A 15,904-nucleotide genomic window follows, 5' to 3' on the forward strand; every position below is an offset into this window, starting at 1 on the left:
CCCGGAACGCTGCATCACTGCAGGTCAGGAGCCCTTCATGCGTGAAGGGGAAGCGGCTGATGAGCTGAACGGGCTGTTCCCCGGCCCTCACCCCGCGAGAGCAGCCTCGTCATCGGCGCCCTGGACGATGCCCCGATGCAGCGCGACGATCCCCCCGGTGAGGTTGCGGTACTGGACCTTCTCGAGTCCCGTCTCGAGGAACCAGCCCTTGAGCTGCTCCTGCGTGGGCCAGTCCAGGATCGACTCGGCGAGGTAGTCGTAGGCGTCGGAGCTCGTGGCCACGCGGCGGGCGACCGCGGGCAGAGCCCGCAGCAGGTACTTCTCGTACACGGTGCGGATCATCCGGGATGCGGGCGTCGAGAACTCGCAGACCACGACCCGTCCGCCGGGACGCACGACCCGCGTCATCTCGGCGAGGGCGAGCTTCGGCTGCTGGACGTTGCGCAGGCCGAAGGAGATGACGGCCGCGTCGAAGGAGTCGTCGGCGAAGGGGAGGTGCTGCGCGTCCGCTCCGACGAACGGGACCGGTGCGCCGCGGCGCCGGCCTTCAGCCATCATCCCCAGCGAGAAGTCGGCGGCGACCACGCGGGCACCGGCGTCGGCGATGGCGGCGCTCGACGTGCCCGTACCGGCCGCCAGGTCGAGGACCTCGGATCCCGGGCCGAGGCCCAGCGAATCCACCATGGCCGCGCGCCACATCCGCACCTGGCCCAGCGCCGCGACGTCGTTGGTGATGTCGTAGCGCGCGGCGATGCTGTCGAACATCCCGGCGACGTCGTAGGGCTTCTTGTCGAGATCAGCGCGGCTCATGGTCCGATCCTGCCAGAACACGGGGCGCCGCATCGACGCATCCGAGCGCGTGGACGGCGCTGTGACGACGCCCATGGAGAAGGCCGGTCCGCGCCGCCTGCGGGACGGCATGTGAACGCTCCGCTGGACCAAGGTCCTCGTCGGCGGGCGGTCGCTGGCAGGATGGTGGTGCCCGCGGACGACGCATCGGACACGTCGGCCGCCGAACCCCGAGGAGAACCACGATGAGCGATGCCCGCACCGCGCGCGCCGAGACCATCCGCGCCCTGACCATCCCCCAGGAGCTGCTGCCCGCGGACGGTCGATTCGGCGCCGGTCCGTCCCGGATCCGCGACGAGCAGGTCGATGCGCTGGCGACCACCTACCGTTCCGTGCTGGGCACCTCCCACCGGCAGAAGCCCGTCAAGCAGCTGGTGGGCCGCGTGCGCGCCGGCCTCGCCGACCTGTTCTCGCTCCCCGAGGGCTACGAGGTCGTCCTCGGCAACGGCGGCTCGACCGCCTTCTGGGATGTCGCGGCCATCTCCCTCGTCGAGAAGCGCGCCCAGCATCTCGTGCTCGGCGAGTTCTCGCAGAAGTTCGCGACCGAGACCCGCAACGCCCCGCACCTGGAGGCGCCGCAGGTGATCTCCGTCGACCCCGGATCGCTCCCGGTCCCCGAGGCCGCCGCCGATGTCGACGCCTACGCCTGGCCCCAGAACGAGACCTCGACCGGCGTCATGGTGCCCGTGCTCCGTCCCGAGGGCGCCGGAGCCGACCAGCTGGTCCTGGTGGACGCGACGTCCGCCGCCGGTGGCATCGCCACCGACATCGCGCAGACGGACGCCTACTACTTCGCCCCGCAGAAGGCCTTCGCCTCGGACGGCGGCCTGTGGATCGCGATCCTCTCCCCCGCCGCCATCGAGCGCGCGCAGCGCCTCGAAGCGGCCGGCGACCGCTGGGTTCCGGCCTTCCTGTCCCTGACCTCCGCGATCGACAACTCGCGCAAGGACCAGACGCTGAACACGCCCGCCGTCGCGACGCTCGCGATGCTCGCCGATCAGATCGACTGGCTGAACGGACAGGGCGGCCTGGCGTGGGCCGACGCGCGCACGAAGGCCACCAGCGGCATCCTGCACGCGTGGGCGGAGCGTCGTGCGGAGACGACGGCGTTCGTCGCCGATCCTGCGGCGCGCTCGCAGGTGATCACGACGATCGACATCGACGATGCGATCGATGCCTCGGCGATCACCGCGGTGCTCCGCGCCCATGGCGTGGTCGACATCGACCCCTACCGCAAGCTCGGTCGCAACCAGCTGCGCATCGCCACCTTCCCGGCGACTCCCGAGGAGGACGTCCGCGCTCTGGTGGCCGTCCTGGATCACGTCCTGGACGCCTCCGCGGACGCGTGACCGGCAGCTGCTGATCGCCGACCGGGCAGACGTCCGGTGACGCGACGAAGGGCTGGGACTCCCTGCAGGGAGTCCCAGCCCTTCGTCGTCCGGGCGTCCGCCGTGCGCTGCGCGGGCGAGCGCCGCGGACGATGGGTCGGAGAGCGCGTCAGTCGGGACGGCCGATGAAGGAGCGTCGCAGGATGTGCGCGGCCTCCCGGAGCGTGCGGCGCTCCTTTTCGCTGATGTCGCCGATCCGCGTGCTCAGCCACGCGTCCCGCTCCCGGCGGCCCTGCACGACGACCTCGTGCCCGCGCTCGGTGAGCGATGCGAGCACCTGCCGGCCGTCGTCCGGGTGCGCACTGCGGACGACGAGCCCCTCCTTCTCGAGACGGCCGAGCATGCGTGTCATGACCGGAGGCGAGACGTGCTCGAAGGCGGCGATCGCACCGGGCGTGGAGGCGCCGTTGCGATGCAGATAGGCGAGCACCGAGAACTGCGACGCCGAGACGTCGTCGTCGGCGGTGCGGGTGCGCAGGATCCGGGAGGAGACCAGCAGGACCGCCCGCAGCTGCGCCGCGAGCTCCGCGTCCTCCGGCGGAACCGGCTCGCCCGCGCCGCCGACGGCGCTCACAGCACCAGGCTCTCGATCGCGCCGCGGAGGAAGTAGACGATGAACAGGCCGGCGATGACATACATGAGCCAGTGGATCTGGCGCGCCTTCCCGCGCACCAGCAGGATCAGCACGTACATGATGAAGCCCGCTCCCATGCCCACCGTGATCGAGTAGGTGAAGGGCATCAGGATGATCGTCAGGAAGGCGGGGATGCCCTTCTCCAGATCCGTGAAGTCGATCGACGTCACCTGGGTCATCATCAGGAAGCCGACCATGACCAGCGCCGGGGTCGCCGCCTCGTAGGGCACCATCGCGACCAGCGGCGAGAAGAGCGTGGCCAGCAGGAAGGCGATGCCCGTGACGACGGCGGCGAGGCCCGTGCGCGCGCCGTCGGCGACGCCGGAGGTGGACTCGACGAAGCTCGTGTTGGAGGAGACGCCGCCGACGCCGCCGGCGATCGCGCCGACCGAGTCGGCCACGAGGATCCGCTGGGAGTGCTCGATCTCGCCGTCCTCGTCGATGAGGTCGCCCTCGGAGGCGACGGCGACCATGGTGCCCATGGTGTCGAAGAAGTCCGCCAGCAGCAGCGAGAACACGATGACGCTCGCGCCGACGACGCCGACGGCGGTGAAGCCGCCGATCGGATCGACGGTGAAGAGGGTGGAGAAGTCGGGGACCTGGATGGGGAAGCCATCCAGGGACGGCACGTTCATGCTCCAGCCGTAGGGGTTGCCCGCGGACTCCTCGGTCGCGCCCGCATAGGCGCCGAGATGGAGGACCTGCTCGAGGAGGATCGAGACCAACGTCGCCACGACGATCGCGATGAGGATGGCGCCGGGGACCTTGCGCACCCACAGCAGCAGCATCACCACGAGGCCGACGATGAACACGAGGATCGGCCACCCGTACAGCGATCCGTCGCCTCCCAGCTGGATGGGGGTGCCGACGGCGGTCGTGACGAAGCGGGCGTTGTACAGGCCGATGAAGGCGATGAACAGGCCGATGCCGACGCTGATCGCGGTCTTCATGAAGGTGGGGACCGCGTCGAACACAGCCTTGCGGAAGCCGGTCAGGACGAGGATCAGGACCAGGACGCCCTCGATCACGACCAGCCCCATGGCCCCGCCCCAGGTCATGCCCGGCAGGGAGACCACGGAATAGGCGAGGAAGGCGTTCAGGCCCAGGCCTGCTGCGAGGGCGAGGGGGAACTTGGCCCACGCGCCCATGAAGATCGAGAGGACGCCGGCGATGAGGGCCGTGCCCGCGGCCACGGCCGCCAGGTTCGGCTCGGTGCCGCCGCCGAGGTAGCGACCGGTGGAATCGGGGACTGTGCCGATGATGAGGGGGTTCAGCACCACGATGTAGCACATCGCGAAGAAGGTCACGAGACCGCCGCGGATCTCGCGGGCGACGCTCGAGCCCTTGGCGGAGATGCCGAAGTAGCGGTCGAGCGCATTGGCGGGGGCCTTCACGGCCGGGGAGGAGGGGTCAGCCTGCATGCTGCGAATGGTATCGGCCGCAGGCCGACCCCGCCCTCCCGGGAAGGGCCTCTCAGCTGTGACGTCCGCCCGGCGGGACGTCGGACGGGATGACGGGCGGGACCGAGGAGCGGGCGCCGAGGATCTCGCGGGCGAAGCGGTAGTCCTCGGCCAGCTCGAGCTGGGAGGCGGCGGCTTCGTCGATGACGATCGTGACGTCCGGGTGCAGCTGCAGCGCGGTCGCGGGCCAGCGGGAGCTGATGGCGCCTTCGACGAGATGTGCGACCGCTTCCGCCTTGCCCGCGCCGGTCGCGGTCAGCACGATGCGGCGCGCTTCGCTTACGGTGCCGAGGCCCTGCGTGAGCACACGGACGGGGACGTCCTCCGGGCTGTCGAAGAAGCGGGCGTTGTCCTCGATCGTGCGACGGGTCAGCGCGGCCTGGCGGGTGCGGGAGGCCAGCGAGCTGCCGGGCTCGTTGAAGGCGATGTGCCCGTTGGAGCCGATCCCCAGGATCTGGAGGTCCACGCCGCCGGCCTCGGCGATGGAGCGGTCATAGCGGGCCGCTTCGCTCGAGGGGTCCGCGGCGGTGCCGTCGAGCGAGGCCACCGCCGCATCATCGATATCGATGTGGCTGGTGAGGTTCTCGCGGATGAAGCGGGCGTAGCTCTGCTCATGGTCCGCCGCGAGTCCGACGTACTCGTCGAGCAGGAAGGCGCGCGCGTGCGCGAAGCTGAGCCCCTCCTCCCGATGCCGGCGGATGAGCTCCTGATAGGCGGCGACGGGAGACGACCCGGTGGCCAGCCCCAGCACGAGGCCCGCGTCCCCTGCCTCCCGGATCGCCTGCTCGAACACGTCCGCGACGGCGACGGCGCCCTCCGCGGCGTCGGCGACGATGACGATCTCCATAGCTCCTCCATCCTCTCCGGGCCCTGCGCCCGAATGACTGATACTGCTCGATGTGATCGCGATACGAGCGCATTCACTCACATCGTACGTCAGGGACGGGGAGCTCTGCCGGCAGGGGCCAGGAACCGTCGGACCGCTGCTCCTCACGGGACGCCGGCGATCGCTCGCGCACGACCGCCTGCGCGTTCCCTCGGGCGCATGCAGAAAGGACCCCCTGGCCGTATCGACCGGGGGTCCTTCGCCCTGCGGGCCTCAGGCCCGGGCGGCGCCGTGCTCGGCGCCCTGCATCACTTCTTCTTCGGGCCCGAGTTCGCGGCGAGCTCGAAGGCCGCGCGCGGCTCCTCCGACTGCGGGATGCCGATGATGTCGCGGCGGGAGACGAGGTTCGCCGCCCAGCCGGCGATGACGGCGGCCTTGCGGCCCAGCGTCGGCATCGCGTAGACGTGGTAGGCGCGCGCCGCAGCCCACGCCGGCAGACCGCGGAGGTCGATCTCCTTGTCGCCCACGTTCAGGCGACCCACGCCCTTGTAGAGGCCCAGGGTCGCCATGACGCCGAGGTTCTTGTGGTAGTAGTCCACGAGCGGACGGCCCTGGACGGAGCGGGCGATGTTGTCCGCCACGCGCTTGCCCTGACGCACCGCATGCTGGGCGTTGGGCGGGCAGAACTTGCCCTCGCCCGAAGCGAGATCCGGGACGGCGGCGCAGTCGCCGGCGGCGAAGACGTTGTCGATCGGGCCCTCGGCGCCGTTGACGCGCAGATCCGCGAGGACGTCGAGCTTGCCCATGAGCGGGCCGCGCTCGGTGACGACGGGCAGATCGGAGCTCTCGTCGTCGGACAGCAGCGGGTTCGGCTTCACACCGGCGTTCCACACCAGCAGGTCGGACTCGAACTCGTCGCCGTCGCTGGTCTTGATGACGCCGTTCTCGGCGGAGTTCAGGAAGGTCTCGAGCTTGACCTCGATGCCGCGCTCGCGCAGCTGGTTGAGGACGTAGGCGCGCTGGTCCTCGGTGAGCTCCGGGAAGACGAACGGCGCGGCGTCGATCAGCACGAAGCGGATGTCCGAGGCGTGGAGGTCGGGGTAGTAGCGCAGCGCGTCGCGCACCATGTCCTCGGCCTCGGAGATGGCCTCGCCGCCGGCGAAGCCGCCGCCGATGAAGGTGAAGGTGAGCAGGCGCTTGCGGGTCTGCGGATCCTTGGTGGAGGCCGCCTCCGCGAGGTTCGCGAGGATGCGGTCGCGCACCGCGATGGCCTCCTCGACCTGCTTGAAGCCGATGGCGTTCTCGGCCAGGCCGGGGATCGGGAGCAGACGCGGGACGGCGCCGAGGCCGACGACCAGGTAGTCGTAGGCGATCTCGAGCTGGGAGTCGTCCTCGGTGGTGACGACCACGACGTTCTCCGAGCTGCGGATCGCGGTGACCGAACCGGTGACGACCTTGGTGCCGGCGAGGACCTTGCGCAGGGGCGCGAGGACGTTGCGGGGGTCGATGCTGCCGGCGCCGACCTCGGGGAGGAAGGGGGCGTAGGTCATGTACGGACGCGGGTCGACGACCGTGATCGCCACCTCCGAGCCGAGGGTCTTGCGCAGCTCGGACGCGGCCGTCAGGCCGACCGACCCGCCGCCGAGGATCAGGACATGGGGCTTTCCGCCGAAGGTGGTGTTCATACGCTCAGCCTAGGACCGACCCCCCGCTAGTCCAAAACGCAGGATGAGTCGTGGACAGCCCGGAAACCGCTCCCGAGCCGCTCCGCGGGCCCTGCTGCGCCCCTCGCAGGGTGCCGGAGGTCGATGCAGGACGCCCCGGAATCGCCCCCGGACCCCTCGTCGTTCAGCCTGCTGCGCCCGCGATCCGGTCCAGCTCGCCCAGCGCGATGCCGTCGAGGATGTCATGCTCGCTCGTGCGGACGCGGTCGATCCCCGCGGTCTCCGCGACCCTGCGCAGCACGCGTGCCCAGATCAGAGCCCCGGCGCCGATCACATCGAGCCGACCGGGGTGGATGATGCGCAGCTCCGCCCGCTCCTCGCGCGTCATGCCGAGCACCCGCTCGCACACCGCGATCGTGTCCTCGATCCCGAGGTCCGCCCCGTGCGTGACGTCGGGCTCGTAGGTCTCGAGCCCCTGCGCGACCGCCGTGATGGTCGTCACTGTTCCGGCGACGCCGACGAGAGCGCGGGTGCGTTCGACGGGAACCGCGGCGAAGGCCTCGTCGAGCAGCGCGTCGACGTCGGCTGTCGCCGCGGCGATCTCCTCCGCCGTCGGCGGGTCCGAGCGAAGATGCCGTTCCGTCAGGCGCACGGAGCCCATGTTCGTGCTGATGCGCGCCTCCGGCGCATCCTCGCCGAGCACGAGCTCGGTGGATCCGCCGCCGATGTCGATCACGAGCCGCGGCCCTGCGGGGAGGCCGGAGACGGTCGACACGGCGCCGCGGAAGGACAGCGCGGCCTCCTCCTGGCCGCTGATGACCTCGGGGGTCGTACCGAGGATCTCGCGGACCCCGTCGATGAACACATCGCGGTTCGATGCGTCGCGGGTCGCCGAGGTGGCCACGAAGCGGATCGACCGCACGTCGTGCTCGGCGATCAGCGCGGCGTAGCCGCGCGCGGCCTCGAGGGTCCGCTCCACCGCCGCGGGGTCGAAGCGGCCGGTGCGGTCGACGCCGTAGCCGAGCCGCACCATCTCCAGGCGACGCTCGAGCTCGATCGAGGCTCCCGTCGCAGGGTCCCGCCGGGCGATGAGGAGCCGGATCGAGTTGGTCCCGCAGTCGATCGCGGCGACGGCCCCGGTCATCGGCCCTCCCCCTCGACCGCGGCATCGTCCGTCGCGGCATCGTCCGCCGCGGCGGACTCGTCGCACCGGCACACGAGATCGGTCCCGCCGTCGATCGAGGCGAGGACCTCGTCGGCGATCGGATTCACGCCGGGCCCCTCGGCGAGGGCCTGACCGGCGAGGGCGTGCAGGCACTTGACGCGCACGGGCATGCCGCCGGCGCTGACCTCCGCGACCTCCTCGGCCGTCCCGAGCTCGTCGCGGCGCTGGAGATAGCGCACGTGCGCGAGGCGGTACTCGGCGGCGAGTTCCTCGTCGGCGGCCAGTCGCTCCGTCAGCTCGGCCATCGTCCCCGTCGCCTCGATGCGCGAGATCTCCAGCGTGAGCCACGGCAGGGTCAGATAGAGAGAGGTGGGGAACGGCGTCCCGTCCTCGAGCCGCGGGCGCGTGCGCACGACGGCGGGGCGTCCGCACCCGCATCGGCGGGCGACGGAGACGACGCCGCGCATGTCGCGGCCGAGCTGCTCGCGCATCGTGGCGAGATCGGTCGCGGTGGCGGGGGTCTCGAAGGGCAGCGGGGGCAGGGCCTCCGTCGCGGTGCTGCTGTCGGCGTTCACTGGGCGGTGTCCTCGGTGTCCTGGGAGTCGTCGGTGGTGTCGGTGGTGTCGGAACCGGTCGGGGCGTCGTCCTCGCCGGTCCCGTCGCTGTCGGGGATGTCCTCGGGGGTCAGACGGCTGGCGCCCTCGACGCTGCTCCACAGCGCGGAGAACCACTCCTGCCGGGTCGCGGTCTCGGCGGCCTGCTCGTCCTCCGTGAGGGGGACGTCCTCTCCGGAGGTGTCCGTCAGCCGGTACTGGGTCTCCCCCGGCATCGCGAAGAGCAGCCGCTCACGCGCCTGCGCGGCGACGTAGGCCGGGTCCTCCCAGCGGTCGACCTGGGCCTGGAGGTCCTCGACGTCGCTCTGCTGGGTGTCGACCTGCGTCCGCAGGCTCGCCAGCTGCTGACGCTGGGCGACGTACGAGTTGACCGCCGGCACGAGCGCCGCGAGCGCGATCACGATGAGCGAGACCAGCACCAGGGTGCGGCGGGTGATCGTGATGCCGGGACCGTCGTCGGCGGCGCCCGACGAGACCGCGGAGCGCGGCCGTGCGGCGGCCGCGGGGCCTCGTGCGGAGGCCGACGATCCGGTCGCTCCCGAGGAGGCGGAGGAGCCGCGGGGCGAGCCCGCGGCACGGGAGGAGCTGCGCCGCGCCGGGGTGCGACGCCCCCCGGATGCGGCGACCGGGCGCCTCGCAGCTCGCGGGGCGCCCGGTCGTCTCGAAGTCATGCCGAAAGGCTACCGCCTGGGACCGGGACCGGTCCCAGGCGGGGCCCGGTCAGGCCGAGAAGCGCGGGAACGCGGAGGCGCCGGCGTAGACGCCCGCCTGGTCCAGCTCCTCCTCGATGCGCAGCAGCTGGTTGTACTTGTTCACGCGCTCGCCGCGGGCGGGGGCGCCGGACTTGATCTGGCCGCAGTTGGTCGCGACGGCCAGGTCGGCGATGGTGGTGTCCTCGGTCTCGCCGGAGCGGTGGGACATCATCGCCTTGAAGCCGGCGCGGTGCGCGAGCTCCACGGCGTCGAAGGTCTCGGTCAGCGAGCCGATCTGGTTGACCTTCACCAGCAGCGCGTTGGCGGAGCCCTCCTCGATACCGCGGCCGAGGCGCTCGGGGTTGGTGACGAACAGGTCGTCGCCCACGAGCTGGACCTTGGTGCCGAGCTCGTCGGTGATGGTCTTCCAGCCGGCCCAGTCCTCCTCGTCCAGCGGGTCCTCGATCGAGACCAGCGGGTAGTCGGCGACGAGCTCGGCGTAGTAGGCGGTCATCTCGGCCGAGGTCTTGGCGACGCCCTCGAACTGGTAGGTGCCGTCCTCGTTGTGGAACTCGGAGGCCGCGACGTCCAGCGCCAGGGCGACGTCCTTGCCGGCCTCGTAGCCGGCCTTGCCGATGGCCTCGACGATGAGGTCGAGAGCCGCACGGTTGGACTCGAGGTTCGGCGCGAAGCCGCCCTCGTCGCCCAGGCCGGTGTTCAGGCCGCGCTCCTTGAGGACCGCCTTCAGCGCGTGGTAGACCTCGGCGCCGACGCGCAGAGCCTCGCGGAAGGACTCCGCGCCGATCGGAGCGATCATGAACTCCTGGATGTCGACGTTGGAGTCCGCGTGGGAGCCGCCGTTGAGGATGTTCATCATCGGCACGGGCAGGACGTGCGCGTTGGGGCCGCCCAGGTACTGGTAGAGCGGGACGCCGGCGGAGTCGGCACCGGCCTTGGCCACGGCGAGGGACACGCCGAGGATGGCGTTGGCGCCGATGGAGCCCTTGTTCTTGGTCCCGTCGGCCTCGATCATGGCCTGGTCGATCGCGCGCTGCTCCTGGACGTCGTAGCCGACGACCACGGGGCCGAGGTCGTCGATGACGGCGCGGACGGCCTCCTCGACACCCTTGCCCAGGTAGCGGCCCTTGTCGCCGTCACGGCGCTCGACGGCCTCGAAGGCGCCGGTGGAGGCGCCCGAGGGGACCTCGGCGCGGGCGAAGGTGCCGTCGGAGAGGAGCACCTCCACCTCGACGGTCGGGTTTCCGCGGGAGTCGAGGATCTCGCGGGCGTGGACGGCATCGATGAGAGCTGCCATGAGCTGTTCCTTCCAGAGGATGGTGTTCGGGCATGGCCGGTCGGCGCTGACCCACCTCCGACAGTCTAGGCGGTGGCGGGAGGCGGCGAGCCGGACGTCGGGTCCCGGACGGCGCAGGGTCCGGAGCGAGGCTACCGGGAACCGGTCATCCGGGCGAGGAGCGCGCGCAGCGCGGTCTCGGGATCCGTGTCCCGGGCCTCCGCGGAGATCACGAGATCGAGCAGGGCCCGTCCGAGATCCGCGTCCTCCGGATCAGGGGCGCCCTCGACGTCGTCGGCGAGCGCGCGCAGCTCCTCGAGGCGCCCGGCGGAGCGCGCCCGGTGGACGATCTTGGCGGCGGTCTGCAGGGCGGGCAGCCGCGCCGGGATCCCCTCCGCCCACTCCGCGGCCGCATCGGGCGCGTCGGGATCGTCGGCCGGCGCGGGCTCGTCGGCCGGCGCGGGATCGACGGACCCGACTCCCGCGGCGGCCCTCCTCGCGGCCTTCTCCGCCGCCTTGACCGCGTGCCACTGCGCGACGATCTGCTCGACGTCCTCGCGGTCCTCGAGGGCCGCGGAGCGGTCTGCGCCGAAGACGTGCGGGTTGCGCCGCTCCATCTTCGCGACGAAGGAGCGGGCGACGTCGTCGACGTCCCACGCCGGGTCCTCCTCCTGCCCGATGCGGGCGTGGAAGAGGATCTGGAAGAGCAGGTCCCCGAGCTCGTCGGCGAGCGCCGACGGACCGTGCGCGGCCGGGTCGTCGATCACCTCGAGCACCTCATGGGTCTCCTCGAGGAGGTAGCGGGCGAGCGAGGAGTGGGTCTGCTGACGCGTCCACGCGTCGCCGTCGGGTGCGCGTAGCGCCTCCATCACCTCGACGGCGCGCAGCAGCGCGGCTCCGCGCGGCGCCCCGTCGCTCGCCGGCTCGTCGAGCCCGGCGGAGCCGGCGGACTCAGCTGACGCAGCAGGTGCAGCGGGCGCTGCAGGATCGGCAGGATCGACGGGGCGGTCGGATGCGGTCACGAGGACGAGGCTACCGAGGACGGGACCAGGGTGCGGATCACCTCGCGCGCCCAGTCCAGCAGCTCGCGGTCGCGCAGCTCGGTGCCCCCGAAGCGGGAGGTCATGGGTCGCGGCACGAGGACCTGGCGGACGGCCGGCTTGATGAGGGTCCCCGGGTGGAGGCGCTTCATCCGCATGGCCACAGAGTCCGCGGGCTCGAGGTGCGCGAAGCGGATCATCTTCCCCTGGGCCTGGATCTCGTCGATCCCGGCGGCGCGCGCGTCGATGCGGAAGCGGGCCACCTCCAGCAGCATCTCCACCGGGGCGGGCGGGGCGCCGTAGCGGTCGGAGAGCTCCTCCCGGATCTGCTCGATCTCGGAGGCCTCGCGGACGGCGGACAGCTTCGAGTAGGCCTCGAGGCGCAGCCGCTCGGAGGAGATGTAGTCGTGGGGGACGTGGGCGTCCAGCGGCAGCTCGACGCGGATGTCCTTCTCCGGGGCGGCGGATTCGCCGCGGAAGGCCGCGACCGCCTCCCCCACCATCCTCACGTACAGGTCGAAGCCGACCCCGGCGATATGGCCGGACTGCTCGCCGCCGAGCAGGTTGCCCGCTCCGCGGATCTCGAGGTCCTTCATCGCCACCTGCATGCCCGCGCCGAGGTCGGTGTTCGTGGCGAGGGTGGTGAGCCGATCGTGGGCGGTCTCGGTCAGCGGCTTGGAGCCGTCGTAGAGGAAGTACGCGTAGGCGCGCTCGCTCGAGCGGCCGACGCGCCCGCGCAGCTGGTGCAGCTGCGAGAGGCCGAACCTGTCCGCGTTCTCGACGATGAGGGTGTTCGCGTTGGCGATGTCCAGGCCGGTCTCGACGATCGTCGTGCAGACCAGGACGTCGAACTCGCGCTCCCAGAAGTCCACGATCACCCGTTCGAGCTGGTTCTCGTTCATCTTGCCGTGGGCCACCTGGACGCGCGCGTCGGGGACCAGCTCGCGCAGCCGGGCGGCGACGCGATCGATGTCCTCGACGCGGTTGTGGATGTAGAAGACCTGGCCCTCGCGCAGCAGCTCGCGCCGGATCGCGGCGGTGACCTGCTTGTCGTCCTCGGCGCCGACGTAGGTGAGCACCGGATGGCGCTCCTCCGGCGGGGTCGCGAGGATCGACATCTCGCGGATGCCGGTGACGGCCATCTCGAGGGTGCGCGGGATGGGCGTCGCCGACATGGCGAGCACGTCGACATCGGTGCGCAGGGCCTTCAGGGTCTCCTTGTGCTCGACGCCGAAGCGCTGCTCCTCGTCGACGATCAGCAGGCCGAGGTCCTTGAAGCGGACCTGTCCGGTGAGCAGGCGGTGGGTGCCGATGACCACGTCGACGCTCCCGTCGAGCAGGCCGGCGACCGTCGCCTCGGAGTCGGCGGCGCTCTGGAAGCGCGAGAGTCCGCGCACGGTCACCGGGAACCCGGTGTAGCGCTCGGTGAAGGTCTCCAGATGCTGCTGCGCGAGCAGCGTCGTGGGGGCGAGGACGGCGACCTGCTTGCCGTCCTGGACGGCCTTGAAGGCGGCCCGCACGGCGATCTCGGTCTTGCCGTAGCCGACGTCGCCGAGGATCAGGCGGTCCATCGGCACCGGCTTCTCCATATCGCCCTTGACGTCGTCGAGGGTGGAGAGCTGGTCCGGGGTCTCGACGAACTCGAAGGCGTCCTCGAGCTCGCGCTGCCAGGGCGTGTCCTGCGCGAACGCATGGCCCGGGGCCGACTGCCGCGCAGAGTACAGGCGCACGAGCTCGTCGGCGATCTCGCGGATCGCCTTGCGCGCCTTCGACTTGGTCTTCGCCCAGTCGGCGCCGCCCATGCGGTTGACGCTGGGATCCTCGCCGCCGACGTACTTGGTGACCTGGTCGAGCTGGTCGCTGGGCACGTAGAGGCGGTCGCCGGGCTGGCCCTTCTTCGAGGGCGCGTACTCGATGACGAGGTACTCGCGCGTGGTGCGCTTCGCGCCGGCGCCGACGGTGCGGCTGGTCATCTCCACGAAGCGGCCGACGCCGTGGTGGGCGTGGACGACGTGGTCGCCCGGCCGCAGCTGCAGCGGGTCCACGACGTTGCGCCGGCGCGAGGGGATGCGCCGCTCCTCGCCGCGGCGGGCGCCGGACTTGCCGGTCAGGTCCCGTTCGGCGGCGAGGACGAGCCTGAGGTCCTCGTCGACGAGTCCGTCGGCGAAGGGGCCGACGGTCACGATCGCCTCCCCCGCGAGGGGCGGCTCCTCGAGCGCGGCGGCGAACACCGCCGGCAGGCCCTCGGCGCGCAGGTTCTCCGCGGCGTGGCGGGCTCCGCCGGGCCCGGTCATGGTGGCGACGACGGTCCAGCCGTCGCGGCGGCGGCGCTCGAGGTCCTGCGCGGCGTCCCCGGGCTTGCCGGAGTATCCGGGATGCGTGGTCGCCGAGGCGGTCAGGTCGACGTCGGCGTCCAGGCCGAAGGCGGCGAGGGTGAACCAGGGGCGCCCGCCCTCGCGCGCATGGGCCTTCGCCTCGGACAGCGGCACGAAGCTCGCGGCGCCCACGTCGATCGGCAGGCCGCCGCCCGCAGCGGCGCTGGACCAGGCGGCGGCGAGGAACTCGTCGGTCGTCGCGACCAGCTCCTGCGCGCGGGCGCGGCACTTCTCGGGATCGAGCACGAGGAAGCGTGCACCGGCCGGGAGCACGTCGGCGACCTGCTCCATGCGCTCGACGAGGACGGGGCTGAGGGACTCCATGCCGTCCACGGCGATGCCCGCGGCGATCCGGCCGAGCATCTCGGCGACGCCCGGCAGCTCCTCGGCCATCGCCCGGGCGCGCTCGCGCACCGCGGGGGTCAGCAGGATCTCGCGGCAGGGCGGGGCGTCGAGGCCGTGCGGGACGGTCTCGAGGGAGCGCTGGTCCGCGACGGAGAAGTAGCGCACCTCGTCGATCTCGTCGCCGAAGAGGTCGATGCGGACCGGATGCGGCTCGGTCGGCGGGAAGACGTCCAGGATGCCGCCGCGGACGGCGAACTCGCCGCGCTTCTCGACCATGTCGACGCGCGCATAGGCGGCGTCGACGAGCTCGCGCTCGAGCTGCTCGAGCGGATGCTCGTCGCCGACGACCGCCCGGACGGACTGCAGGTCGCCGAGGCCGGCGGCGATCGGCTGCAGCAGCGAGCGCACCGGCATCAGCAGCGTGCTCACGCCCTTCTCGCTCTCGGGATGCGCGATGCGGCGCAGCGTCGAGAGACGTCGGGCGACGGTGTCGGCGCGCGGGGACAGCCGTTCGTGCGGGAGCGTCTCCCAGGCCGGGAGCTCGGCGAGGCCGTCGGTGCCGACCATCGCCGCGAGCGCCGCCCGGGCGTCCTCGGCGGAGCGCGTGGTGGGGGTGATGACGACGAGCGGCCGCTCGACGCTCGCGCGGCGGGCCAGGTCGGCGATCAGGAAGGGAGTCAGCCCGGTCGCGGCGACGACGGAGCCGCCCTCGCCGGTCGCGGTGCCCTCGTCGACGAGGGCGCGGACGGCCGTGAGGTCGCGGCCCTCGGCGATGCGGTCGAGCAGCGGAGCCAGGGGCGGGGGGACGGCGCTCATCGGACCTCGCGGGAGTGGTAGCGCTGCTGCGCGGCGGTGAGCCCCTGCAGGATCAGGTCCTCGACGGCGTCGGCGGCATCGGAGATCAGGAGCTCGAGGGACTTGCGCTCGGTGGAGGTGAAGGGGGCGAGCACATGGTCGGCGGTGTCGCGGCCGCCCGCGGGACGGCCGACGCCGACGCGCACCCGCAGGTAGTCCTTGGTGCCGAGGGCGCGGGAGATGTCCCGCAGGCCGTTGTGGCCGCCCTCGCCGCCGCCGCGCTTGAGGCGGACCGCATCGAAGGGGATGTCGACCTCGTCGTGGACGACGACGATCCGCTCCGGCGGGATGTCGTAGTACGAGGCGAGCGCCTTGACGGGGCCGCCGGAGGTGTTCATGTAGGTCGTCGGCGCGGCCAGGACGACCCGTTCGTCGGCCCCGGGGATGCCGAGCCGCCCCTCGAGGACGAGCGCCTGCGCGCGGCGCGCGGCGGACAGCTTCCCGCCGGCGGCGGCGACGATGTGGTCGATGACCATGCGGCCGATGTTGTGCCGGGTCGCGGCGTACTGCGCCCCGGGGTTCCCCAGGCCCACGACCAGATGGGTCCCCGAGCTGCGGTCTGACGGATTCATGGGAGCCTCCTCGAGCGGCGCGGACGGGGTCGGGCCGAGGAACACGCGGCTCGCCGACGAGCGGCGTGCACGGCCCCGATGAACCTACCGGGGCGCCGCGCGACGCGCGACGCCCCGGAGGCGGTGATGTG

The 15,904-nt window shown here is 72.0% G+C and carries 13 protein-coding genes; 1 reads left to right on the forward strand and 12 read right to left on the reverse strand.

The genetic code is table 11. The features are described 5' to 3' along the window. Positions 1-87: 87 nt before the first annotated feature. A complete protein-coding gene (locus ACXET9_RS00005; protein WP_457883687.1) occupies positions 88-810 on the reverse strand; it encodes a demethylmenaquinone methyltransferase in 723 nt (240 codons plus the stop codon). Positions 811-1,034: 224 nt separating this feature from the next. Between ACXET9_RS00005 and serC the strand changes: the two genes are divergently transcribed. Continuing rightward, the gene (gene serC, locus ACXET9_RS00010) at positions 1,035-2,198 is read left to right on the forward strand and encodes a phosphoserine transaminase (protein WP_457883689.1); all 1,164 of its coding nucleotides are present in this window, start codon (positions 1,035-1,037) and stop codon (positions 2,196-2,198) included. 148 nt (positions 2,199-2,346) lie between these two features. Here the strand turns inward: serC and ACXET9_RS00015 are convergent, their stop codons facing one another. The 11 genes from ACXET9_RS00015 to pth form a co-directional block, all read right to left on the reverse strand. Next, entirely contained in the window at positions 2,347-2,811 is a 465-nt protein-coding gene (locus ACXET9_RS00015) for a MarR family winged helix-turn-helix transcriptional regulator (RefSeq protein ID WP_457883691.1), read from the reverse strand. Beyond that, entirely contained in the window at positions 2,808-4,292 is a 1,485-nt protein-coding gene (locus tag ACXET9_RS00020) for an NCS2 family permease (RefSeq protein WP_457883692.1), read from the reverse strand. The genes ACXET9_RS00015 and ACXET9_RS00020 overlap by 4 nt, the downstream gene beginning before the upstream one ends. 52 nt (positions 4,293-4,344) lie before the next feature. Then, entirely contained in the window at positions 4,345-5,178 is an 834-nt protein-coding gene (gene nagB, locus ACXET9_RS00025) for a glucosamine-6-phosphate deaminase (protein ID WP_457883694.1), read from the reverse strand. A gap of 287 nt (positions 5,179-5,465) precedes the next feature. Then, positions 5,466-6,842, reverse strand: a complete 1,377-nt coding sequence (locus tag ACXET9_RS00030) for an NAD(P)/FAD-dependent oxidoreductase (RefSeq protein ID WP_457883696.1) — start codon at positions 6,840-6,842, stop codon at positions 5,466-5,468. A 163-nt stretch (positions 6,843-7,005) separates the two neighbouring features. Then, positions 7,006-7,965, reverse strand: coding sequence for a Ppx/GppA phosphatase family protein (locus tag ACXET9_RS00035; protein ID WP_457883698.1), 960 nt, complete (start codon positions 7,963-7,965; stop codon positions 7,006-7,008). Beyond that, a complete protein-coding gene (locus ACXET9_RS00040; RefSeq protein WP_457884950.1) occupies positions 7,962-8,477 on the reverse strand; it encodes a DUF501 domain-containing protein in 516 nt (171 codons plus the stop codon). Before ACXET9_RS00040 ends, ACXET9_RS00035 begins: the two co-directional genes overlap by 4 nt. 80 nt (positions 8,478-8,557) lie before the next feature. Beyond that, entirely contained in the window at positions 8,558-9,271 is a 714-nt protein-coding gene (locus tag ACXET9_RS00045) for an FtsB family cell division protein (protein ID WP_457883700.1), read from the reverse strand. A gap of 49 nt (positions 9,272-9,320) precedes the next feature. Next, a complete protein-coding gene (eno, locus tag ACXET9_RS00050; RefSeq protein WP_457883702.1) occupies positions 9,321-10,607 on the reverse strand; it encodes a phosphopyruvate hydratase in 1,287 nt (428 codons plus the stop codon). Between the two features lie 131 nt (positions 10,608-10,738). Further along, positions 10,739-11,608 carry a MazG nucleotide pyrophosphohydrolase domain-containing protein gene (locus tag ACXET9_RS00055; RefSeq protein WP_457883704.1) on the reverse strand — a complete coding sequence of 290 codons (870 nt, stop codon included), beginning with the start codon at positions 11,606-11,608 and terminating at the stop codon, positions 10,739-10,741. Continuing rightward, entirely contained in the window at positions 11,605-15,162 is a 3,558-nt protein-coding gene (gene mfd / locus ACXET9_RS00060; RefSeq protein WP_457883706.1) for a transcription-repair coupling factor, read from the reverse strand. The genes ACXET9_RS00055 and mfd overlap by 4 nt, the downstream gene beginning before the upstream one ends. After that, positions 15,159-15,773, reverse strand: coding sequence for an aminoacyl-tRNA hydrolase (gene pth / locus ACXET9_RS00065; protein ID WP_457883708.1), 615 nt, complete (start codon positions 15,771-15,773; stop codon positions 15,159-15,161). The genes mfd and pth overlap by 4 nt, the downstream gene beginning before the upstream one ends. Positions 15,774-15,904: the final 131 nt, after the last annotated feature.

This window comes from Brachybacterium netajii (SeqCode) (assembly GCF_054114245.1).

Coding starts and splice junctions, on each gene's coding strand:
- ACXET9_RS00005 (WP_457883687.1), bottom strand. CDS start 810: ATGAGCCGCGCTGATCTCGACAAGAAGCCCTACGACGTCGCCGGGATG.
- serC (WP_457883689.1), top strand. CDS start 1,035: ATGAGCGATGCCCGCACCGCGCGCGCCGAGACCATCCGCGCCCTGACC.
- ACXET9_RS00020 (WP_457883692.1), bottom strand. CDS start 4,292: ATGCAGGCTGACCCCTCCTCCCCGGCCGTGAAGGCCCCCGCCAATGCG.
- nagB (WP_457883694.1), bottom strand. CDS start 5,178: ATGGAGATCGTCATCGTCGCCGACGCCGCGGAGGGCGCCGTCGCCGTC.
- ACXET9_RS00030 (WP_457883696.1), bottom strand. CDS start 6,842: ATGAACACCACCTTCGGCGGAAAGCCCCATGTCCTGATCCTCGGCGGC.
- ACXET9_RS00035 (WP_457883698.1), bottom strand. CDS start 7,965: ATGACCGGGGCCGTCGCCGCGATCGACTGCGGGACCAACTCGATCCGG.
- ACXET9_RS00040 (WP_457884950.1), bottom strand. CDS start 8,477: ATGCGCGAGCAGCTCGGCCGCGACATGCGCGGCGTCGTCTCCGTCGCC.
- ACXET9_RS00045 (WP_457883700.1), bottom strand. CDS start 9,271: ATGACTTCGAGACGACCGGGCGCCCCGCGAGCTGCGAGGCGCCCGGTC.
- eno (WP_457883702.1), bottom strand. CDS start 10,607: ATGGCAGCTCTCATCGATGCCGTCCACGCCCGCGAGATCCTCGACTCC.
- mfd (WP_457883706.1), bottom strand. CDS start 15,162: ATGAGCGCCGTCCCCCCGCCCCTGGCTCCGCTGCTCGACCGCATCGCC.
- pth (WP_457883708.1), bottom strand. CDS start 15,773: ATGAATCCGTCAGACCGCAGCTCGGGGACCCATCTGGTCGTGGGCCTG.